A 22,119-nucleotide genomic window follows, 5' to 3' on the forward strand; every position below is an offset into this window, starting at 1 on the left:
CAGCGGATAAAACAGAATACCTCCGGCGACAGGGAATCTTGCCACCGGGAAAAATCACAGCAAATCAAGGAGTAAATCATGAGCTTTATGTTAGCACTCCCCAAAATCAGCCTGCATGGCGCAGGCGCGATTGGCGATATGGTGAATCTGGTGGCGAGCAAACAGTGGGGTAAAGCGCTGATTGTGACCGACGGGCAACTGGTGAAAATGGGACTGCTGGATAGCCTGTTCGCCGCGCTCAAGGAACATAACATGGCTTACCATCTGTTTGATGAAGTATTTCCGAACCCCACCGAAGCGCTGGTGCAGAAAGGCTATGCCGCCTATCAAAATACCGGCTGCAACTACGTGATAGCCTTTGGCGGTGGCAGCCCGATTGATACCGCGAAAGCGGTGAAAATACTCACTGCCAACCCAGGCCCTTCCACAGCCTATTCCGGTGTCGGAAAAGTAAAAAACCCTGGCGTGCCGCTGGTCGCCATTAATACTACCGCCGGTACGGCGGCAGAGATGACCAGCAATGCGGTGATTATCGATTCCGCCCGTCAGGTCAAAGAAGTGATCATCGACCCTAACATCATTCCGGATATCGCCGTCGATGATGCCAGCGTGATGCTGGACATCCCCGCTTCTGTGACCGCCGCTACCGGGATGGACGCCCTGACCCATGCCGTTGAAGCCTATGTTTCTGTTGGCGCACACCCATTAACCGATGCCAATGCACTGGAAGCGATTCGCTTAATCAATCTGTGGCTGCCGAAAGCGGTGGATAACGGCCATGATCTGGACGCGCGTGAGCAAATGGCGTTTGGTCAGTATCTTGCGGGCATGGCGTTTAACAGTGCCGGTCTCGGTCTGGTGCATGCGCTGGCTCACCAACCCGGAGCAACACACAACCTGCCTCACGGTGTTTGCAACGCTATCCTGTTGCCGATCATCGAAAACTTTAACCGCCCGAATGCCGTAACGCGTTTTGCCCGCGTCGCGCAGGCAATGGGGGTAGACACCAAAGGAATGAGCGACGAAACCGCCAGCATGGAAGCCATTAACGCCATTCGCGCACTGAGCATGCGTGTGGGGATCCCTTCCGGTTTCAGCAAACTGGGCGTCACAAAAGAAGATATCGAAGGCTGGCTGGATAAAGCCTTGGCCGACCCGTGCGCACCATGTAACCCTCGCACCGCCAGCCGTGACGAAGTCCGTGAACTGTACCTGGAGGCATTATGATCCGTAAAGCCTTTGTGATGCAGGTGAACCCCGATGCACATGAAGAGTACGAACGTCGTCATAATCCCATCTGGCCGGAACTGGAAGCCGCGCTGAAAGCGGGAGGTGCGCATCACTACGCGATATTCCTTGATAAAGCGCGCAATCTGCTGTTTGCCACCGTGGAGATTGAATCAGAAGAACGCTGGAATGCGGTTGCCGATACCGAGGTATGCCAACGCTGGTGGAAACATATGCGTGATGTGATGCCCGCCAATCCGGATAACAGCCCGGTTAGCGCGGAGCTTAAAGAGGTGTTTTATCTGGCCTGATGGCATATTACTTTCCCCTCTCTTCACCGGAGAGGGGAAATTCGCTCACCGAGATATTCCCAGCATCATCAATGAGTTCTGCGCGAACCCGCAGAGGTAACGCGCGAGTTTTTGCGGCCTCAGCCGCTACGGAATAGCGTTTTTCTCCGTAGGGCACCACCATCATGTCCGGTTGCGGTTCCACACCGTAAGCATGACTCGCGGCAAGTAAAGTGATCGCCGCAAATGAGACATGCCACGGCGATCGATTCTGGCAGATGATCTCCCACTTTCCATTGAGGTTTTCCAACCTGAAGTGGACTTTCTCAGGCAGGTTTTCAGGCGCACCCAGCGTTTTCGGACGCCAGAAAATTTTCATTTGCGTATTCATAGTCAGTACCACGCTCTGTGCCTGTAATGACCGCGCTGGTGAACCTGGCGGGATCTCATAGAGATTGAGCCAGAACACAGACTCGCGATCCTTTGGCAACGGTGACTGGTTGTAGATCAGACGTATTCCTTGCATTCTTTGCGGAGCAAGGGAGAAGAGCGGCGGAACGGAGACAAAAGGCGCTTTAACACTGCCGGGCGCAGGGTTAGCATCGCCGTTGTCTACCCATGTCTGTACCATCACCGGCCAGTCGTTGGTATTTACCAACATCAGGCTCTGTTGCCCAAGGCCTTCGGTAAAAATCACCCGCGAAGAAGACACAGTTACGCCAGCGTGAACTGAAAACGCCGCTGCCAGAAATAGCGCGCTAACCCGCACGAGTAAGCGCTTCATCATTGCACTTTCACCAGAATTTGCGCACTGGCATAGACCTGACCTGCGCGGACGGTCTGGTTACCGATGCGGGAAAGATACGCATTGAAATTAATCGCATATTCGCTGATCCCTAATGTTCCTCCATTATTGACCACCTGAGCGCCTTCCCGCGCGTCATACCACCCTCCCGCTTCACCGGTGGCACAATTGGAAGGGGCTGCATTACAGCGTTGCCAGCCAATAAAATTACGTATCATGCCGTCATTGGCATTAGCGATCTGGATGCCAACACCACTCGCCATACCGGATACACCAAGGTCTGTGGGAAGCAAGTAGCTGACACCGCCAGAGCTGTTAACAAGGTTAAGTCGCAATGCGGCCTGGTAATTTTCATAAGGTACCTGCATGCCCAGCGCCGTCAGGCCGCTAACCGTTCCGGTTCCCGCCAGCCCTTCACAGAGGATGTTCACGGTAAACGTTCCTTGCGATTTGCCGCCATTGTTAAGAGCATCGACAGTGATCGGAGGAAATGTGACGACAGGCGTGACGCTTTTAGCGGTGCAGGTCCGTTTCGATACCAGTTCCGCCATCGGCGCTACACCGCCCATATTGATACTCATCCAGTTGTCCTTCCACCACCCGTTATAGATATAGGCTGAATCACCCACATCACAATACGCATCCGGGCTGCCCTCAGAACAAAAAGAGACATATCCATTAGGTTGGTTGCAGGTGTAAGAACCCGATGTGAGCTGATCCCGTTTTGCACAGTAATCTGAGGGCGCTTGCCCGCTTGAGGTGGTGCTGCTGACCCGGATAAGATCGGCGCGTATCGGGCTAAAATCTTTCAGTCGGATATATATTTTCAGGCCATCCGGGGAAACGACATAATTCGTCATTGGAATGCGCTGATAGTTACGTGTAAAAACCCTACCGGAATTCACATGCGTTAATCGTATCGCCACGTTCCTGAAAAGCGTCGCATAGTAGTTGGGATAACCATCGAACGCGCCTATATCAAAAAAACCTCCGTTGCGGTCATTACCGTTTGTGGCAATGATTTCGTAGATATTATTTTTATCTGCGATATCACAAACCCACATGATGCTTTCCGGGCCTTTTGTGTAACGAGGGTTATCGTAAAAATTCACCACGTTTGCAGCCAGAGGCGATCCCACGGGCTGGACCGCCGAATTCGTGATGTTAATGGTGCCAAGCGCAAGACTGACGCCCCATCCACTCAATTCTGTACGAACAAAATCAGGCCCTTTCACGCACTTTGCATTCAGGGACAAGCTGGTAAACAAAGAAAGACTCAGCAAGCATATCCGTATAAATGTCATCGGAGACTCCATGAATTAACGGCAAGGTAATCTCATCAGAGCCAGCGGCTCTGGCAAGGAGGGAGCGCGCCATACGATGCGGCAGCTTTCTTCTGGGCTACGCCCCCACTGCACCCGCAACTCACCCTTTTCTTCGTGAGAGCGCAGATAGATCTGATTCGCCTGCCCCACCATTCCTGTACTGTTGTTGTATTCGTCATATACGCTTGTTCCCATTGGAATAATGGTATTGTTCGGGCGCAGAGCGGTGATCAACATCGCTTGCCCCTGCAGGGTGTTGAAATGTAACCGCACTGTCGCGCCAGCATAAGGCGCGACCTGCATTTTCATGGTTTGTAACTCGACGCTGTCGGTCATATTGCGCGGATCAAGCGCAATCTGGTTGATTTGATAAGCGCCCAATGAAGGGGCTATCGCGTAACCAAATGCATCAACATAAGCACTCTGCCCACCGATGACCTCTGCACCACTGGCACCGGGGGCATCAATCAAGGCAAAGCTATCTCCTACCCACTGACCCAGCGTCACCCCACCTTTATGAGCCACAATGGAGCCCTGCAACGATCCTGACGCCTGCCAGTAATTACGTGCTGTAGACCAGGATGTTGCGGCATTGACGTACGGGAAGCTGCGCTGGAGGTTGGCTCCCCATCCAGCTTGTTCCATTTTTTTATCCGCAGAAAAATTGAGGCTATAACTCAGGGGATTGTGCTCGCCATAAATTCCGCTCAGCGTGGACTGATAGCCACCATCGCTTCCGTCATTACCCGTCGTACGGTTGACACTGGTTGATAGCACGGGTGAATAACGCCGCTGGCCAAGAGGAGCGGATAAAGAGATAGACCACATCGTTTGCATACGGCGACGTAAAGAGAATGCGTCTGCGTTATTGCCGATCCCCGGTGTAATGTTATAGGTTCTGGCCGCAGTAACACTTAACGAAATTCCATAATCAAACAGCTTATTCCAGCCTAGCTGATACTGCTTATCCCTTTGTTTTCCATCGCTATAATCCTGCCATGATACTGATGCATTAATATTGCCAAACGAAGCAAGTGGCTGAGCGGCGGAAAACTCAATACGGCTGCGCTGTCTCCAGGTGGGTGATTGCCACTGTTGCCTCTGACTGCGTGCATAACGCGACCCCAGAGTGTCGTAAAGCTCAGCATATCCCTGAGCCGCATATCGGGACGCGGCCAGCGTAAATAATGTTCCGCTTTGCGGCAGTGCTTTGCTGTAGTTCAGCCGTAACATCCAACCTGCGCGGTTGCCATCAATCTGCTTCGACAGGGAATAAAAGCTGTTCAATCCTAATGCCCCGAGTGCCGAGCTATATACGCCGCCGAGAGACCAGGCCATATACCCTGTCGCCAATTGGTTACCAGCATTGAGCGTAAGAGCGTTAGTCAACCCCTGTCGCCAAACCGCTTCGCTGAAGGTATTCCCTGCATCAATGTTCTGTACTTTTCCTACGGTAAATGACCAGCGCGCTAAACCAGGTCTAATCGACTCCGCCAGTGAAGAGTAAGGCATACTGTAGGTACTTTTACTGCCATCCGCTTCAGTGACTACAACGGTTAAATCCCCCGCGTAATGGGTTGGATAGAGATCGTCAATGGTAAAAGGCCCTGGCGCTACGGTGGTTTCATAAAGGGTGGTCTGGTCCTGCAAGATGGTGACTTTTGCATTCGTCTTTGCGATACCCCGCACGACAGGCGCATAACCACGAAGAGCATCTGGCAGCATTCGCGTATCCGATGACAACTGCACTCCCCGAAAACCAATACCGGAAAAGAGCTGGCCGTCGGTGAAGCCTTCTCCCAAAGTCAGTTCGCTGCGTAAGGGATAAATAGCGCGCTGTATATAACGACGACTGGTGTTCCAATGACCGCCGTCACTGGTGCTGTAGTTTAAGTTTGATTGCTGACGATAACGCCACAATCCCAGGTTGAATCCGCCATTAAGATTTAACCAGGTGGAATCCATTTTGTGAGAGTTATAGCGACGCGATGTTACGTGGTACTGGTTAGCCATGTAATTGATAAACAACATACTCTCCCCAGCTTCAAGACTTTCCTCACTCACGCTGCCGCGGGGCAGGGTTTTTAACAACGCCTGCGGTGCAAACACGTCCATACGCAGCTGCGCCTGATCAAATTTCACCGTCGTCCCTTTCATCACGTTATCGTCAGGCCAGTAGCAAGAGGTTTCCGACTCTTCTGGTAATGACTTCAGCCGCAGCATGGCGACTAATTTGTGAGAAAGGCAGGGTTCAACTTTTCCTCTACGTGGTGAAAACGAAATCTCGGTGCGGGTAATCAGTGTGCCGTTAAGATAAATATCCAGAGAATGACGACCTGGCGCTATCAATGCATCCTCGTTCAGTTTCTGTAGATCATCGCTGGATAATCCACTGTTCCTTAATAAAGAGGCATCAAAGTAAAAACTATTATCTTTCGCCATCGCGGTTAGCGATTGCATTGCCATAAGGATGGATAAGATACAAATATATAAACGGTACTGATACATTTAAATCATCCGAACTGAACAGTACTTTCATTATCGAATCAGAACCTTAATGCGAAAGCGAATAAACCTTACTGAATACTCCGCCATAATCATTTATTGCATTAATCGTTAAATGAGTTCCATTATGATCGGGCAATATCCATTGAACAGACGAATAAGGCGCAATCATTCCGGTGTTTTTAATTTTCTTTTGGTTCTTGCCATCATCGACGAAAGCATCAAGCACAGAAATATAATATGCGGTTGTATTTTTTACATCTATTGATTGACCATGTTTGCTGATCTTAATCACATCGAGTGTTTTGTTTGCATCTTGCGAGAGCCCCTGTGGCCGATAAAATATTTTCAGTCGACTTTTTACCAGCAACGTTAAATGACTTTCAGCGTTAATGGCATCGCTTTTTGCCGGATACTGCAAAAAGTTCAACCAAAAAAGCGACTCCCGATCCTGAGGCAACGCTTTCCCGGTGAATTTCAACCGCATAACATGTGTCTGCTGACCATTAATACGAAAAATAGGTGGCATCACAATAAAAGGGGCATCTGCCGTTTCTGGTGTGGACTCAGGATTATTAATATCTGTCCACGCCACAACCAGGACCGGGGCTTCACCGGTGTTATTAAATGTCAGGGATTTCTCTTTTGCATCCGCAAGATAGACAACACGGGTGCCAAGCATTGTCACACTGGCGTAAACCTCGCTGCACACCAGCAAAAGGGCACATAATGCAAACCACACTCTGACTAACCAATCTCTAAACATGCTGATGTAAACCAGAAAATGGCGCTGCCGAAGCAGCACCACATGAAAATGATTACAGATAGGTCACGGCAAACTGCGCCTGAGCCTCAACAGCACCAGCAGTTGCCACACCAGTCGCATAGTAACGCGCAACCATATCAAAATTGGCGGATGTCGCACCACCACCTATATTCTGCATTGAGGTCTGCGCTTTATTACCAGTAAAATCTAATGCTGTTGCACCCTCTAACAACTGAATCGCGACATTTGTCGCAGGCGAATGGGTAGCAATGTTTTTCAAATCACGACCGTCAACATCATTCGCAACAAAAACAATACCCGCAGTAGTGCCCTGAGAATTGCAGTTATCCAACGTAACAGTAAAAGGCGTATCGCCTGCAGTTGAACCAGAACTGGCCAGTTGACTTTTACTCACTGTAGGTAAAAGGATAATAGGTGAAGCTGTACTATTATTAATTTTAACAGTACAGGTTTGTTCACTCACTTCCCCCAAGAAATAAACAGTATTGTTGGCCTGAGAAACCAACGGTGCACTCATTAAACCAAAAGCAAATAATACCGAAATAGAATGACTCATCCTGAGCATGCGATGCCTCCATTACAATGTGTTGTAGTACGAAACCATAAAAATTGCATTACGCAACGGATTCTAATATTGGATGCAAAGCATACAGACGAGGATTATTGATGTAAAGCAACTTTACTTATTTAATGATCTGGTAATACCACCCCGCAAAATACATATTATTTGAGTTAAATATCAAAATTTAAATTCACCGCATCAATATTAATAATAAAACTAATAAAAATGGCGATACACGTTCAAGTAACGTCAATGCATTATCGCCATAGTAGAATATTAATTCTGCTCTGCCACCAGAATGGCCTGGGTATCCGATTCAAGCGCTTTAAAGATATGCTCCTGATCTGCCGGATAACAGATATAATCACCTTCATTCAGTTCTTCTGGCGTTTCTGTCAACCCAACCAGCGCCCGGCCTTTTGTCACAATAATATGTTCAACCGAACCGACCGGATGGGGCCGCGAAATACGATCTGCACCAGGTTGCGTCTGTAACAGATAAATGTCGCGCCGCGCGCCTGGCGGGCAGGTCGCAAGTAAAATAGCCTGGTAATTGGCCTGCTCAGCCACCACTTTGGTACCTTCACCGCGGCGAATGACCTGTGTTTTAGCACTTTGTGGCTCCAGCAGGCGCGCGAAAGGAATATCCAACGCCACACAAAGGGACCAAAGTGTTTCCAGGCTCGGGTTACCATTGCCAGCTTCCAGTTGAGACAGCGTGGATTTTGCAATACCGGCGCGACGAGCTATTTCCGCCAGTGAAAGCCCGGTTCGCAAGCGTTCACGCACCAGACTTTTAGCAATAACGCTGATTGGCTGTGTCATACACAACTCCATCGTTCATTAAAAAGAACGAATCGTTCATCTTGAAAAACGATTCGGGTATGTTCATTATAATGAGTAATCGTTCGATATGGTTATCATCTATGTTCAAAAAACACATTTCAAACCTCAGCGACGATACCATTAAGGCCATCATTCTCGTCTGCCTGGCGGTTGGCGTGGTCGCCGTCTCTTACGGTTCACTGGCCATGGCTTATGGTTTTCCGCTCTGGGTTCCCCTTGCGCTCTCGATGTCGGTGCTGGCTGGCGCATCCGAATTTATGTTTATTGGCATTGTCGCCAGTGGTGGTAATCCACTGGCGGCCGCTGTTGCCGGTCTGCTTGTCAACGCCCGCCATATACCTTTCGGGGTGACGGTACGTGAGTTGGTCGGCAAAGGCACGGTGGGTTTCCTCGGTTGCCACATTATGAATGACGAAAGTGTGGTGTTCGGTTTGTCGCAAAAAACGCCGGAACAGCGTAAAGCGGCCTACTGGCTTTGTGGACTGGGGGTTGCCCTGTTGTGGCCAGGGGGTGTGCTGGTCGGCGCAGCCGTCGGTAAGCTGCTCCCCACACCAGAGACCATCGGCCTCGACGCCGTCTTTCCGGCTATTTTGCTGGCGTTGGTTCTACCGGCACTGAAAAAGAGAACCACGTTTATTCGCGCCACCAGTGGTGCGGTGGTGTCACTGGCGGCAGTCCCCTTTACGCCAGTAGGATTACCGGTTCTGCTCTCCTTACTGGGCTTACTGACGAGGAAAAAATAATGGCCAGTGTTTCGCTGATCATCGGCGGTATCGTTATTCTTTCCGTGGGAACCTACCTGATGCGCCTGGGAGGGACAAAGCTTGGCAACCGGCTGGCGCTTTCCGAACACTCGCAAGCGCTGCTCTCCGATGCTGCCACCACACTACTGTTCGCCGTAGCACTGGCAGCAACGTTATATGAAGGCGAACACTTCGCCGGAATGGCCCGTCTGCTGGGGGTATTATTTGCGGTATTTCTTGCCTGGCGGAAGATGCCGCTGATTGTGGTGATCATCTCTGCCGCAGTGGTAACCGCATTACTGCGCATGGCGGGCATCCAGTAAGGCAAAAAAAAAGCGCCCGCAGGCGCTCTTTCGACAGTAATACAGGACTTATTTGGTCAGTTCAGCAGTCATATGTACCTGGTTACCGTTATACGCTTCGGTGATCTGGTAAGACGATGCGCCAGCATGCTGAGCCTGAGCAGCGATTTTCGCTTCTGCACCAGACAGAGTGGTATCCGTCGCAGAGACAGACTGTGCAGCGAAAGAACCGAAAGACGTAGCCAGAGCGATAACTGCGACAAAAGTTTTGATGCTTTTCATGATATAAACCCTTACGTTAGTTTGTTTGAGTGAGGCACCGCGCCTCGATGAAATAAATACTAGACCTGTTATCACTCAACAAAAAGCGGAAGGATTTGCTGTCATCTTTCAAATTTTTTGACTATTTCATAACCCAACCAATCGTTGCGGATGGGTATAAACCGTCGCCCTGCCTGGCTTGCAAAAACCCACCAGCGTCAGATTGCAGCGTTGTGCCACTTCCACTGCCAGCGTGGTCGCCGCAGACACCGCAAACAGGATCTCAACGCCGCACATGGCGGACTTTTGCACCATTTCATAACTGGCGCGGCTGGAAACCAGCACCGCGCCTGACGACCAGCGCTCACTCTCGCGGGCGCGGTGCCCCAGCAGCTTATCCAGCGCCACATGACGCCCGACATCTTCATGCCCGCCGATTAACGCACCGGACGGTAACATCCACGCGGCCGCGTGCGTGCAGCCGGTTAGCTGGCCAACAGGCTGAAAGTCGGTTAAATGCGCCAGTCCGACGTCGAGAGCGGCTAAATCAAAGGTCTGAGTGAACGGAAGGGGAGCTATGGGTTTACCGATATCATTCAATTGCTCAACACCGCAGACGCCGCAACCGGTGCGCCCGGCCAGCGCGCGACGACGCTCTTTCAGCCCCATAAAACGACGGCTTGAGAGCTCTATCTGCACTTCGAGTCCATGACAGGAAGGGACAACATCCATGCCGTAGATTTCCGTATGGTTTTCAATAATCCCTTCGGATAAGGAGAACCCCATGGCAAAGCACTCGAGGTCTTTTGGCGATGCCATCATCACCACATGAGAAATCCCGTTGTAAACCAACGCAACGGGAACCTCTTCCGCCAGCATATCGGGCGTCGCATGCTGCAAATCATCACGTTTCCACAGGGACACCTGACGAGCACCTGTGATTGATGTTGCATTTTTGTGCTTTTCTTCGCGCAATTCGTTCACTTTGCCTTAACCACCATCGAACAAGCGTACCAACATTGTGGTATCCTCAATCGCATATCCCTCAGGAAAAGAGGGAATAACAGCAATTCTGAACCTTTGCGCCTTCTACCGCAAAGTAAAAACGATAAGAGTAATGTCGAAACCAGGAGCAAACCATGCAGGTCAGCAGAAGGCAGTTCTTTAAGATCTGTGCTGGCGGTATGGCAGGAACGACGGCAGCGGCGCTGGGCTTTGCCCCGAGCGTTGCGCTGGCGGAAACGCGGCAATATAAATTGCTGCGCACCCGCGAAACCCGTAATACCTGCACATACTGTTCCGTTGGCTGTGGGCTGTTAATGTACAGCCTCGGAGACGGTGCAAAAAACGCCAAATCATCCATCTTCCATATCGAGGGTGACCCCGATCATCCCGTGAACCGTGGTGCGCTCTGCCCGAAAGGCGCAGGCCTGGTGGATTTCATCCATTCGGAAAGCCGCCTGAAATATCCGGAATACCGCGCGCCAGGCTCCGATAAATGGCAGCGTATTACCTGGGATGATGCCTTTGATCGCATCGCCAAATTGATTAAGGCCGATCGCGACGCTAATTACATCGCGAAAAATGCCGAAGGCACCACCGTTAACCGCTGGCTGAGCACCGGGATGCTGTGTGCATCCGCTTCCAGTAATGAAACCGGTTATTTAACGCAAAAATTTACCCGCGCACTCGGCATGTTAGCCGTCGACAACCAGGCGCGTGTCTGACACGGACCTACGGTAGCAAGTCTTGCTCCTACATTTGGTCGCGGTGCGATGACCAACCACTGGGTCGACATGAAAAACGCCAACCTTATCATCGTGATGGGGGGAAACGCGGCAGAAGCGCATCCGGTGGGATTCCGCTGGGCGATGGAAGCCAAGATCCATAATGGCGCGAAGCTGATTGTTATCGATCCGCGCTTTACGCGTACCGCTTCTGTAGCGGATTTTTATACGCCGATTCGTTCCGGTACTGACATTGCCTTCCTGTCAGGCGTGTTGCTGTACCTGATGACCAACGAAAAATACAACCGCGAATATACCGAGGCCTACACCAACGCCAGCCTGATTGTGCGTGAAGATTTTGGCTTCGAGGATGGCCTGTTCACCGGCTACGACGCGGATAAACGCAAATACGACAAAACAAGCTGGAACTACGAGCTGGATGAGAAAGGCTTCGCCAAACGCGATACCACCCTCACCCATCCGCGCTGCGTGTGGAATCTGCTGAAACAGCACGTTTCCCGCTACACGCCGGACGTGGTTGAAAACATCTGCGGGACGCCAAAAGCGGACTTCCTGAAGGTGTGCGAGTACATCGCAGAAACCAGCGTGCACGATAAAACCGCCTCGTTCCTGTATGCATTGGGCTGGACACAGCACTCCATCGGCGCGCAGAACATTCGCACCATGGCGATGATCCAGCTACTGCTGGGTAACATGGGGATGGCTGGTGGCGGCGTCAACGCCTTGCGCGGCCATTCCAATATTCAGGGGCTGACGGATCTGGGTCTGCTGTCGCAAAGCCTGCCAGGCTATATGACGCTACCCAACGAAAAACAGACCACCCTCCAGACTTACCTTGCTGCCAACACGCCAAAACCGCTGCTGGAAGGCCAGGTGAACTACTGGGGTAACTACCCGAAATTCTTCGTGTCGATGATGAAAGCCTTCTTCGGTGACAAAGCGACAGCGGAGAACAACTGGGGCTTTGACTGGTTACCGAAGTGGGACAAGGGCTACGACGTTCTGCAGTACTTCGACATGATGTACAAAGGCCAGGTTAACGGCTATATCTGCCAGGGCTTTAACCCGGTAGCGTCGTTCCCGAACAAGAACAAGGTCGTGGCAGCGCTGTCGAAACTGAAGTTCCTTGTCACTATCGATCCGCTGAATACCGAAACCTCAACGTTCTGGCAAAACCACGGCGAGTCGAACGATGTCGATCCATCGAAAATCCAGACCGAAGTGTTCCGCCTGCCTTCGACCTGCTTTGCCGAAGAGAATGGCTCGATCGTGAACTCCGGTCGCTGGCTGCAATGGCACTGGAAAGGCGCGGATGGCCCGGGCGAATCAGTGACTGACGGCGAGATCCTTGCTGGTATCTTCACGCGCTTGCGCAAGATGTATGCCGAAGAGGGTGGTGCGTGCCCGGAACAGGTTCTCAACATGACCTGGAACTACTCCACACCGCATGAACCGGCTTCGGAAGAAGTGGCAATGGAGAGCAACGGTAAAGCACTGGCGGACATCACCGATCCGGCAACCGGCGCAGTGATTGTGAAAAAAGGCCAGCAGCTCAGCTCGTTCGCACAGTTGCGTGATGACGGTACAACCTCCAGCGGCTGTTGGATCTTCGCCGGTAGCTGGACGCCGGACGGCAACCAGATGGCGCGTCGCGATAACGCGGATCCATCCGGCCTTGGCAATACGCTGGGCTGGGCATGGGCGTGGCCGCTTAACCGCCGCATTCTGTATAACCGTGCTTCCGCTGACCCGCAGGGTAAACCCTGGGATCCGAAACGTCAGTTGCTGAAGTGGGACGGCGCGAAATGGGGCGGCGTGGATGTTCCGGACTACAGCGCCGCCGCACCGGGCAGTGATGTAGGGCCGTTTATCATGCAGCCGGAAGGAATGGGCCGTCTGTTTGCTATCGATAAGATGGCCGAAGGGCCGTTCCCGGAACACTACGAACCGTTTGAAACGCCGTTGGGCACGAACCCGCTGCACCCGAACGTGGTGTCTAACCCGGCCGCCCGCGTCTTCAAAGACGACATGGCGGCGATGGGTAAAGCCGATAAGTTCCCGTACGTTGGTACCACTTATCGTCTGACTGAGCATTTCCACTACTGGACCAAGCACGCGCTGCTGAATGCCATCGCGCAGCCGGAGCAGTTTGTGGAAATCGGCGAAAAACTGGCAGGCAAACTGGGCATCGTGCAGGGCGATACCGTGAAAGTCTCCTCCAACCGTGGCTATATCAAAGCCAAGGCGGTGGTGACCAAACGTATCCGCACGCTGAAAGTGAACGGGAAAGATGTCGATACTATCGGTATTCCTATCCACTGGGGTTACGAGGGTGTGGCTAAAAAAGGCTTTATAGCCAATACGTTAACACCTTTCGTTGGTGATGCAAATACCCAAACGCCAGAGTTTAAGGCGTTCCTGGTGAATGTGGAAAAGGTGTAACGGAGACGACTTATGGCTTATCAATCGCAAGACATCATCCGTCGTTCCGCGACTAACGGTTTCACCCCCGCGCCACAGGCGCGGGATCACCAGCAGGAGGTGGCGAAGCTTATCGACGTTACCACCTGCATCGGCTGTAAAGCCTGCCAGGTGGCCTGTTCTGAGTGGAACGATATTCGTGATGAAGTGGGGCATAACGTCGGGGTGTATGACAACCCGGCAGATCTGACTGCGAAATCCTGGACCGTTATGCGCTTCTCGGAAGTAGAGCAGAACGACAAACTGGAGTGGTTGATCCGCAAAGATGGCTGTATGCACTGCGCCGATCCTGGCTGCCTGAAGGCATGTCCGTCGGAAGGAGCTATCATTCAGTATGCCAACGGTATCGTCGACTTCCAGTCTGAACAGTGCATTGGCTGCGGTTACTGTATCGCCGGTTGCCCGTTCGACGTACCGCGTTTAAACCCGGAAGACAATCGCGTCTACAAATGTACGCTGTGCGTTGACCGTGTCACCGTAGGCCAGGAGCCGGCGTGCGTGAAAACCTGCCCGACCGGCGCTATCCACTTTGGCTCCAAAGAGGATATGAAAACACTGGCGGGCGAACGCGTAGCGGAACTGAAAACCCGTGGTTACGATAACGCAGGTCTGTACGATCCGGCTGGCGTGGGCGGTACACACGTTATGTACGTACTGCATCATGCCGACAAACCGAATCTGTACCACGGTTTACCAGAGAACCCGGAAATTAGCGCTACCGTGAAGTTCTGGAAAGGTATCTGGAAACCTCTTGCGGCGGTCGGTTTTGCGGCGACCTTCGCTGCCAGTATCTTCCACTATGTCGGTGTCGGTCCGAACCGCGCAGAAGAAGAAGATGACAATCTGCATGAAGAGAAAGACGAGGTGCGCAAATGAAAAAACGTGACACCATCGTGCGCTACACGGCACCTGAGCGTATCAACCATTGGGTCACCGCCTTCTGTTTCGTGCTGGCGGCGGTGAGTGGGCTGGGATTTTTCTTTCCCTCCTTCAATTGGTTGATGGGCATTCTCGGTACGCCGCAGCTGGCGCGCATTCTCCATCCGTTCGTCGGCGTGGTGATGTTCGCATCGTTTATAATCATGTTTTTCCGCTACTGGCACCATAACCTCATCAATAGGGATGATATCTTTTGGGCGAAGAATATTCGTAAGATTGTCGTCAATGAGGAAGTGGGTGACACCGGGCGCTATAATTTCGGCCAGAAGTGTGTGTTCTGGGCGGCCATTATTTTCCTGGTGTTGCTGCTGGTAAGCGGCGTGGTTATCTGGCGCCCTTACTTCGCGCCAGCATTCCCGATTCCGGTGATCCGAATTGCCCTGATGGTGCATTCATTTGCCGCAGTCGCGTTAATTGTGGTTATTATGGTGCATATTTACGCCGCATTGTGGGTAAAAGGCACGATAACCGCAATGGTGGAAGGCTGGGTTACCAGCTCATGGGCGAAGAAACATCACCCGCGCTGGTACCGGGAAGTTCGCAAGACAACGGAAAAATCGACTGAATGAGTATTCGCATAATCCCGCAAGATGCGCTGGAGAAGAGCGATAAACGCACGGCGGAAGTGATTCCGCCGTTATTATTCCCCAGACTGAAAAATCTCTATAACCGCCGCGCAGAACGTCTGCGTGAGTTGGCCGAGAGTAACCCGCTGGGTGATTACCTGCGCTTCGCCGCGCTGATCGCCCATGCTCAGGAAGTGGTGCTGTACGACCATCCTTTGCAGATGGACCTGACGGCGCGCATTAAAGAAGCCGCTGAACAGGGTAAGCCGCCGCTGGACATTCACGTGCTGCCGCGCGATGCGCACTGGCACAAGCTGCTGCATTCACTGATTGCTGAGCTCAAACCCGAAATGAGCGGCCCGGCGCTGGCCGTGATCGAGAATCTGGAAAAAGCCTCTGCACAAGAACTGGAAGCGATGGCCAGCGCATTGTTTGCTGCCGACTTCGCCTCAGTAAGCAGCGATAAAGCGCCCTTTATCTGGGCCGCGCTGTCGCTCTATTGGTCGCAAATGGCGACGTTGATCCCGGGTAAAGCCCGCGCTGAATATGGCGAACAGCGCCAGTTCTGCCCGGTGTGTGGTTCAATGCCGGTCTCCAGCGTTGTGCACATTGGCACGACGCAGGGTCTGCGTTACCTGCACTGCAACCTGTGCGAAACCGAATGGCATGTGGTGCGCGTGAAATGCAGCAATTGCGAGCAAACCCGTGACTTACACTACTGGTCGCTGGATAACGAACAAGCGGCAATTAAAGCGGAAAGTTGTGGCGACTGCGGCACCTACCTGAAAATTCTCTATCAGGAAAAAGATCCAAACGTAGAGCCGGTCGCAGATGACCTGGCCTCGCTGGTGCTCGACGCTCGCATGGAGCAGGAAGGCTTTGCCCGCAGCTCCATCAACCCGTTCTTATTCCCTGGCGAAGGGGAATAAAACAGCATAACCCTTGCCACCTCCGGGCAAGGGTTGGCTGCGCCTCGCCCTCCTCCTGTACTTCGCTTCCCGTTGCCGTTGGCACTGATTGTTAAACACCGTCCATTCCCATTTCGCTAAAACCAGGCTATAAAACTGGATATTTATACAGATAAAAGGTTATCGGAATGGCACTGGAAAAGGGGATCGCCAGCCTGGTGAGCGACTTTATCGCCGCCGGTCGCCCGTCAGCGCGGGCAAAAAGTATTGATGAACGACGCGCAAGTTATATCGCCAGCACAGTACTTGCCGGAGAGACGGAAACGCGCGTACAGGTCGCAGATACGACGCTGGATGGCATAACGCTGCGCGTCTTTTCTCCGCTGGATGCCAGCGAATCGCTGCCAGCTCTGATTTATTACCACGGCGGCTGCTTTATTAGCGGCGGTTTCGCCACCCACGATAATCAGCTTCGCCAACTGGCTTATTACAGCGGCTGTCGGGTCATTGCCGTTCAGTATCGCCTCGCTCCGGAGCATCCCTGGCCCGCAGCACATGACGACGCGCAAAAAGGGGCTGATGTTGTATGGAAAAATGCCGAAGCACTGAATATTAACCGGGAGAAAATCACCCTTGCTGGCGACAGTGCTGGTGGGCATCTGGCGCTGGTTACGGCCTTGCGGTTAAAGGCGGCGGGCAACTGGCTGCCTGCACAGTTGATCCTTATTTATCCGATGCTGGACGCTACCGCCTACTTTGATAGCTATACCTTTAATGGCATTGATTATGTGATAACCCGTGATGCCTTACTCTCAGGTTATGACATGTATCTTGGCGACACCGACCGCTTGCAAGCGGATGTCAGTCCTTTATGGCGCGATGATTTTAAGGGTCTGCCGCCGGTACATATCATCACTGCCGAATTTGATCCGTTATGTGATGAAGGCGAGGCGCTTTATAAACATATGACGGAACAGGGTGTCACCTGCACCGGGGTACGCTATCAGGGAGTCATTCACGGCTTCTTCCAGCTGGCAGGCATTAGCCAGGCGGCAAAAGATGTCATTAGAGATGTCGCCGCCCGCGTCGCCCGGGCATAACGCCACAACACAAGGAAAGAAGATGTCTGTTGTTACCCCGGTAGAAAAACAGTTTACCGCTTACAATGCGCACGATATTGACGCGTTTGCCGCATGCTTTAGTGAAAATTTTACCGCCTGGCGTATGCCATCAGACGAACCCGCTTTGCGAGGACGTGAAGCATTACGCCACTTTTACGCACAGCATCGCTTTAACAACCCAGCCTTACGCGCTGAGCTACTGTCACGCACCGTGATGGGCAATAAGGTCTTCGATCACGAAAAAATCTACGGCATGGGCGATGCTGTGATTGAAAATATGGCGGTTTATGAAGTGCAGGATGGGTGTATTAAAAACGCGTGGTTTTTCTTTGCCGGGTAATGCGACAAAAGGGCAAAGCGCCTGTTAACACAGGCGCAATATGCGCTTACTCTTCTTCGTTGCCACCTTCAATATACGAACCGAAAGGTTTAGCAGGCAGCACAATGTAAATGCCTTCGAAAATCGCGCCCTGCTTATCGTCGCCAAACAGTTCGACCTGCAACTGGACACGGGCTTTACGGCCGCGCGCCAGCCTGTCGAGATCGCCGCTTAACGAGCCAAGATCGGCAATCGCACTGGGTTTGCCAGTTATCGGCGTACTGTAGCGAATGTGGGCATCGGCCAGGATAATGGTGCCACCGAGGTGGCGCTCACGCAGCATCAACCAGATAAGTCCCCATCCCGTTAGCGTTGCCAGCGAGAACAGACTACCGGCAAACAGCGTGTGATGCGGGTTCTGGTTACCGATTTCCGGCATAGTGGTGATAAATTTCTGCCCGGTGTACTGCTGAATACGCACCCCCATCTTTTCGCTCAGCGGGATATGCTCATACCAGGCTTGTTGCAACTGCCCACACCAGTCGCCGCGATGCAAAATATCATCCAGGGTGGCGACGGGCTTGATCATCAGAAAATGGCGCACCGGCGTGGTTTGTGGCGCGGTGATTTCACCTTCATTCACAAAACCCAGCTTTGCGAAAAACGCCACCGCATCTTCACGGGCGCTACAGGTTACACGCTTCACCCCTTCCTGACGGGCAACCGACTCCAGCGTCATCGCCATCAATGTGCCCAACCCTTTATCCTGCACGGATGGATGCACCGCCATAAAGCGAATCGAACCTTCGTTATCTGCATTGATATACAGCCGCCCGACGGCAACAAGGTTGCCTTCTTCATCCACAACCATCTGATGATGCGCCATCGCATCCCAGGCATCACGCTCAGAGCCTTTCGGCTGATGCAGCGGTTTGCGCAGCATCTCCCAGCGAAAGTGGTAATAATTCTCTAATTCTTCTTCTGTTTGCGGTACGCGAAGGTGATACATAGCTGTATTCTCTCTTGTTTCCCGGGGCCACGCCGCAAGCTGGCTCATACTTGCAACCAGAATGTTACGGGGCCGTCATTGACCAGTGAGACCTGCATGTCCGCAGCAAATCGTCCCGTTTGCGTTACCATCTGCTGGCTACGGCAACGTTCAACAAAGTAGTCGTAAAGCGCCTGCGCTTTTTCCGGTGCTGCGCCTCTGGAAAATCCCGGCCGCATGCCGCGTTCCGTCTCCGCCGCCAGCGTAAATTGCGACACCACCAGCACGCTTCCACCAGCCTGCTGGACATTGAGATTCATCTTCCCTTCTGCGTCGCCAAAAATGCGATACCCCAGCACACGCTCGCACAGGCGGTTCGCTTTTTGTTCATCGTCATCCTTTTCGACCCCTAACAACACCAAAAGTCCCGGGCCGATTTCACCCGTCACTTCACCCGCCACGCTAACGCTCGCACGGGAAACGCGTTGAATTAATGCAATCATGGTTGGTTTGCTTCTTCTTGTTGTGCTGCTTTTTTGAGTTTTCGGTATTCACCGAGAGTGACAGTTATTTCAGCGCCAAGCAAGACGATACACCAGGTCCAGTAGACCCAGAGGAACAAAATGGGGATGACAGCCAGCACGCCATAAATGAGCTGGTAAGAGGGAAACATGGCAATGTACAAGGCAAAGCATTTTTTCCCCAATTCAAACAATACCGCCGCGACAAACGCCCCGACAATCGCATCACGATTTGGTACCCGGGTGGTTGGCACAATGCTGTACAGCAGCCAAAAAGAGAGCCACGACAAAACCAGCGGGAAAATGCGCAACACGTTATCAATGACGCTGTTTAATTCACTGGCCCAGCGCAGCGACAACAGATAAGAGCTGATCGCCAGGCTGGCCCCCGCCAATAGCGGCCCAAGTGTCAGGATCATCCAGTACACCGCAAACGAATACACATGCGGGCGCACACGCGTACTGCGCCAGATTGCGTTCAGCGCGCTGTCTATGGAGTACATCAGCAGTAGCGAAGTAATAACCAGCCCACAGGCACCCACAGCGGTCATCTTGCTGGAGTTAGCAACAAACTGCTCAATGTAGTTCTGAATCACATCCCCGGTGGTAGGAATGAAATTGGCAAAGATAAAGTGGCGCAGCTGAAGGCTAACATCTGAAAACATTGGAAATGCAGCAAACAACGCAAAGACAACAGCAATAAAAGGCACCAGCGAGAGCAAGGAGACATAGGCGAGATTCCCCGCCAACGTCGTCATATGGTCTTCATCAATTCGCTGCCAGAGCAACTTCAACCATGACCACAGCGGGCGTGTATGATGCTTCGCCTTATGCCGGGCATTTCTCAACATAGCTGCTTCGCAAAATAGTCGGGGATCGTCGCTTTACCGGTGACAAGAATACTGGTTATCCCGAGTTGATTCGCACCGGCAATATTGTCGCTATTGTCATCGAAAAAAACGGCATCGTCGGCAGAAAAACCTTCAAGCGCCAAAACCTGCTGGTAAATACGCGCTTCCGGTTTGCGCATTCCCATATCCTGGGAGAGATAGATATGATCCGCCGCTGCACGAATTTCCGGGTATTGTTCCGGCCAGTAGGTGGTGTGCAGACGGTTAGTGTTGGACAGCACCACAACCCGATGCCCCTGCGCGCGAAGTTTATGCATGATTTCAATCACCTCCGGGCGCAAAGCTACAAACACCGCCTGCCAGCCGGTAGAGAACTGCTCGTAGCTCAAAGGAAGCGCCATCTCTTCACACATCGCTTTGGCGAAATCCTCATCACTGATCTCCCCACGCTCATGCTGATGAAACGTCTCGCCCATGTTAAAGCTCTGCTTTAACGTTGCCAGCGGTACGCGGCTGAAATCGCTCCAGGCACCTAATACCCGGTTAAAGTCGATATCGACAATCACATTACCTAAATCAAAGATATAGAGCATTTCTCTCTCCTTGCCAGCCGTGGAGAATTAACTGTAGCGGGAAAGGCCAGCTTTGACTATGCGCATAGTCGGACACTCAGCATATCTTCATCGTTACGTTTTTCGACAGTACAAAGAAGGCACATTTGAGGTAGAAAAAAGGTACGCCCCTGCATATTCCTCAATTATCAGGCTCAACGATCGTTCAGGCGTCCGGTAAAAACCCGGCAAGGTATCTTTTATATCTGCCTCATCTGCCGTATCGGCGAACGTCTTCACAATCCGATCATTGCTTAACACGCGCGAACGCAGTTGTTGGCTGTAATGGAAATAGATACTCCGGTTAACCTCCGAAACGTGCTGGCCAAAGAGCTTACCGGTCATTACGGCCATACCTTTACCATGACTCATGCGAAAAGAGAGCGTTCCAACAAATCGGTTTTGGCCGATATGCCATTCAGCTGTTCCCACGCACTGCAAAGGCGGTGCGGTGAGATGAGAATACAAGAGCACACCGCTGGTTATGACGGCGGTTAATAGCGCAACAGACAGTATCATCATGCTGAGATTTTTTTTCATTGCTCACGCGTCCAAAAATAATGTGAGGAACAAAAAGCCGTCCTATCTACTCGCGCATCTTTATCGCAGGCAAACGCCACAATACGATCGGCCTGACTGTAACCCGTTAAAAACAGGTAATCGTTATTTGCGCATAACTCTGTATTTTTATTAAGTAAATTAGTGTAGTACTCCGTAGTACGCTCATTCGCGGCGTAAAATATTCGACAGTCATTGCCTGAAGATGGGGTTGTGTTAAGAGTAAGATAATCCTTAAAAGGCATTGGCAAGTGGGCGTTATAAAGCATCCAGCCATTTATTATGCTGAGCAGGACCAGTATCACCACACTGGCGATAAGCCAACGTGAATAGTTTTTTTTCGCGCTGATTACCGGTACCGGTTCGCTTATTTGCACGACCGGTTGCGGAACTGTGTGTATTGCTACGGTTTGTGGCGTATTGAGCACTTCAACGCTTACCGTATTTGAAAGGGTGAGTCCGCGTCGCGAAATGGTTTTGACCACATCACGAGGCAAACCAGCTACCTCCAGCGCATTACGCAGAGTAAGGATTGCCTGATAAAACGCATTAGGCGTAGTGACATCGTTTCTGTCTCCCCATCCAACCTTCATCAAATCATTTTGAGAAATCACTTCTCCAGGATGCGTTATTAGATAGAGGAAACAGAGGCTGGCCGGTAACTGCAAATGAAGAGTTCGTCCAGTCAAGCGATTCGTCAGGCTTTTACTGTCAGGGTTAAACTCCACTAAATTATTAATGAGATACAATTTTTCCTTTCCTCGGCAGGGCTACCGTTTAACAATTTATCCTAAAACGGTGCAGATTAATTTTAGCAAAAAATAAAAATAATTCACCACAACTATAGGTTTAACA

The 22,119-nt window shown here is 51.7% G+C and carries 24 protein-coding genes; 10 read left to right on the forward strand and 14 right to left on the reverse strand.

The annotated features are described in order from the left end of the window. Nucleotides 1-78 precede the first annotated feature (78 nt). Both fucO and rhaM read left to right on the forward strand, forming a co-directional pair. Nucleotides 79-1,227 carry a lactaldehyde reductase gene (gene fucO / locus O9K67_RS24145; RefSeq protein ID WP_061499433.1) on the forward strand — a complete coding sequence of 383 codons (1,149 nt, stop codon included), beginning with the start codon at nt 79-81 and terminating at the stop codon, nt 1,225-1,227. After that, nucleotides 1,224-1,538, forward strand: a complete 315-nt coding sequence (rhaM, locus tag O9K67_RS24150) for an L-rhamnose mutarotase (RefSeq protein WP_061499436.1) — start codon at nt 1,224-1,226, stop codon at nt 1,536-1,538. Before fucO ends, rhaM begins: the two co-directional genes overlap by 4 nt. Nucleotides 1,539-1,545: 7 nt before the next feature. Here the strand turns inward: rhaM and O9K67_RS24155 are convergent, their stop codons facing one another. The 6 genes from O9K67_RS24155 to O9K67_RS24180 form a co-directional block, all read right to left on the reverse strand. Then, nucleotides 1,546-2,304, reverse strand: a complete 759-nt coding sequence (locus O9K67_RS24155; protein ID WP_061499440.1) for a fimbrial biogenesis chaperone — start codon at nt 2,302-2,304, stop codon at nt 1,546-1,548. Further along, the gene (locus tag O9K67_RS24160; protein ID WP_271044625.1) at nt 2,301-3,638 is read right to left on the reverse strand and encodes a fimbrial protein; all 1,338 of its coding nucleotides are present in this window, start codon (nt 3,636-3,638) and stop codon (nt 2,301-2,303) included. Before O9K67_RS24160 ends, O9K67_RS24155 begins: the two co-directional genes overlap by 4 nt. A gap of 3 nt (nt 3,639-3,641) precedes the next feature. After that, nucleotides 3,642-6,155, reverse strand: a complete 2,514-nt coding sequence (locus O9K67_RS24165; protein ID WP_061499446.1) for a fimbria/pilus outer membrane usher protein — start codon at nt 6,153-6,155, stop codon at nt 3,642-3,644. 46 nt (nt 6,156-6,201) lie between these two features. Beyond that, nucleotides 6,202-6,918, reverse strand: a complete 717-nt coding sequence (locus O9K67_RS24170) for a fimbrial biogenesis chaperone (RefSeq protein ID WP_061500256.1) — start codon at nt 6,916-6,918, stop codon at nt 6,202-6,204. Between the two features lie 52 nt (nt 6,919-6,970). Then, nucleotides 6,971-7,495, reverse strand: a complete 525-nt coding sequence (locus tag O9K67_RS24175) for a fimbrial protein (RefSeq protein ID WP_071890735.1) — start codon at nt 7,493-7,495, stop codon at nt 6,971-6,973. Between the two features lie 282 nt (nt 7,496-7,777). Continuing rightward, nucleotides 7,778-8,326: a helix-turn-helix domain-containing protein gene (locus O9K67_RS24180; protein ID WP_061499451.1), complete on the reverse strand. Its 549-nt coding sequence runs from the start codon at nt 8,324-8,326 to the stop codon at nt 7,778-7,780. A gap of 101 nt (nt 8,327-8,427) precedes the next feature. Between O9K67_RS24180 and O9K67_RS24185 the strand changes: the two genes are divergently transcribed. Next, a complete protein-coding gene (locus O9K67_RS24185) occupies nt 8,428-9,090 on the forward strand; it encodes an AzlC family ABC transporter permease (protein ID WP_061499454.1) in 663 nt (220 codons plus the stop codon). Next, nucleotides 9,090-9,413, forward strand: a complete 324-nt coding sequence (locus O9K67_RS24190; RefSeq protein WP_061499457.1) for an AzlD domain-containing protein — start codon at nt 9,090-9,092, stop codon at nt 9,411-9,413. Before O9K67_RS24185 ends, O9K67_RS24190 begins: the two co-directional genes overlap by 1 nt. A gap of 48 nt (nt 9,414-9,461) precedes the next feature. On the opposite strand, the gene O9K67_RS24195 is transcribed toward O9K67_RS24190, so the two are convergent. Then, nucleotides 9,462-9,674 (reverse strand): YdgH/BhsA/McbA family protein, encoded by a 213-nt coding sequence (locus O9K67_RS24195; protein WP_061499459.1) that lies wholly within the window; start codon nt 9,672-9,674, stop codon nt 9,462-9,464. 126 nt (nt 9,675-9,800) lie between these two features. Continuing rightward, nucleotides 9,801-10,637, reverse strand: a complete 837-nt coding sequence (gene fdhD / locus O9K67_RS24200; protein WP_061499462.1) for a formate dehydrogenase accessory sulfurtransferase FdhD — start codon at nt 10,635-10,637, stop codon at nt 9,801-9,803. A 155-nt stretch (nt 10,638-10,792) separates the two neighbouring features. On the opposite strand from fdhD, the gene fdnG reads away from it, so the two are divergent. The 6 genes from fdnG (at nt 10,793) to O9K67_RS24230 (ending at nt 17,756) form a co-directional block, all read left to right on the forward strand. Further along, nucleotides 10,793-13,843 carry a formate dehydrogenase-N subunit alpha gene (fdnG, locus tag O9K67_RS24205; protein ID WP_088236987.1) on the forward strand — a complete coding sequence of 1,017 codons (3,051 nt, stop codon included), beginning with the start codon at nt 10,793-10,795 and terminating at the stop codon, nt 13,841-13,843. 12 nt (nt 13,844-13,855) lie between these two features. Further along, entirely contained in the window at nt 13,856-14,758 is a 903-nt protein-coding gene (fdxH, locus tag O9K67_RS24210; protein WP_061499468.1) for a formate dehydrogenase subunit beta, read from the forward strand. Beyond that, nucleotides 14,755-15,390, forward strand: a complete 636-nt coding sequence (gene fdoI / locus O9K67_RS24215; protein ID WP_061499470.1) for a formate dehydrogenase cytochrome b556 subunit — start codon at nt 14,755-14,757, stop codon at nt 15,388-15,390. The genes fdxH and fdoI overlap by 4 nt, the downstream gene beginning before the upstream one ends. After that, nucleotides 15,387-16,316, forward strand: coding sequence for a formate dehydrogenase accessory protein FdhE (gene fdhE / locus O9K67_RS24220; RefSeq protein WP_061499476.1), 930 nt, complete (start codon nt 15,387-15,389; stop codon nt 16,314-16,316). The genes fdoI and fdhE overlap by 4 nt, the downstream gene beginning before the upstream one ends. 167 nt (nt 16,317-16,483) lie before the next feature. Next, on the forward strand, nt 16,484-17,395 hold the full coding sequence (locus O9K67_RS24225) for an alpha/beta hydrolase (protein ID WP_061499478.1): 912 nt from the start codon (nt 16,484-16,486) through the stop codon (nt 17,393-17,395). Between the two features lie 22 nt (nt 17,396-17,417). After that, entirely contained in the window at nt 17,418-17,756 is a 339-nt protein-coding gene (locus O9K67_RS24230; protein WP_061499482.1) for a nuclear transport factor 2 family protein, read from the forward strand. Nucleotides 17,757-17,802: 46 nt separating this feature from the next. Here O9K67_RS24230 and fabY read toward each other — a convergent pair whose 3' ends face one another. From fabY to O9K67_RS24260, 6 genes are all read right to left on the reverse strand, one after another. Further along, nucleotides 17,803-18,744: a fatty acid biosynthesis protein FabY gene (gene fabY, locus O9K67_RS24235; RefSeq protein ID WP_061499486.1), complete on the reverse strand. Its 942-nt coding sequence runs from the start codon at nt 18,742-18,744 to the stop codon at nt 17,803-17,805. 44 nt (nt 18,745-18,788) lie between these two features. Then, the gene (gene dtd, locus O9K67_RS24240) at nt 18,789-19,226 is read right to left on the reverse strand and encodes a D-aminoacyl-tRNA deacylase (RefSeq protein ID WP_061499489.1); all 438 of its coding nucleotides are present in this window, start codon (nt 19,224-19,226) and stop codon (nt 18,789-18,791) included. Further along, a complete protein-coding gene (locus tag O9K67_RS24245; RefSeq protein ID WP_061499493.1) occupies nt 19,223-20,095 on the reverse strand; it encodes a virulence factor BrkB family protein in 873 nt (290 codons plus the stop codon). The genes dtd and O9K67_RS24245 overlap by 4 nt, the downstream gene beginning before the upstream one ends. Continuing rightward, nucleotides 20,089-20,688 (reverse strand): glucose-1-phosphatase, encoded by a 600-nt coding sequence (gene yihX / locus O9K67_RS24250; protein ID WP_061499496.1) that lies wholly within the window; start codon nt 20,686-20,688, stop codon nt 20,089-20,091. Before yihX ends, O9K67_RS24245 begins: the two co-directional genes overlap by 7 nt. A 93-nt stretch (nt 20,689-20,781) precedes the next feature. Further along, on the reverse strand, nt 20,782-21,246 hold the full coding sequence (locus O9K67_RS24255; protein ID WP_061499499.1) for a hypothetical protein: 465 nt from the start codon (nt 21,244-21,246) through the stop codon (nt 20,782-20,784). Beyond that, entirely contained in the window at nt 21,243-22,013 is a 771-nt protein-coding gene (locus O9K67_RS24260; protein WP_061499502.1) for a winged helix-turn-helix domain-containing protein, read from the reverse strand. The genes O9K67_RS24255 and O9K67_RS24260 overlap by 4 nt, the downstream gene beginning before the upstream one ends. Nucleotides 22,014-22,119: the final 106 nt, after the last annotated feature.

The organism is Kosakonia oryzendophytica (assembly GCF_027886705.1).
GTDB classification, from domain to species: domain Bacteria; phylum Pseudomonadota; class Gammaproteobacteria; order Enterobacterales; family Enterobacteriaceae; genus Kosakonia; species Kosakonia oryzendophytica.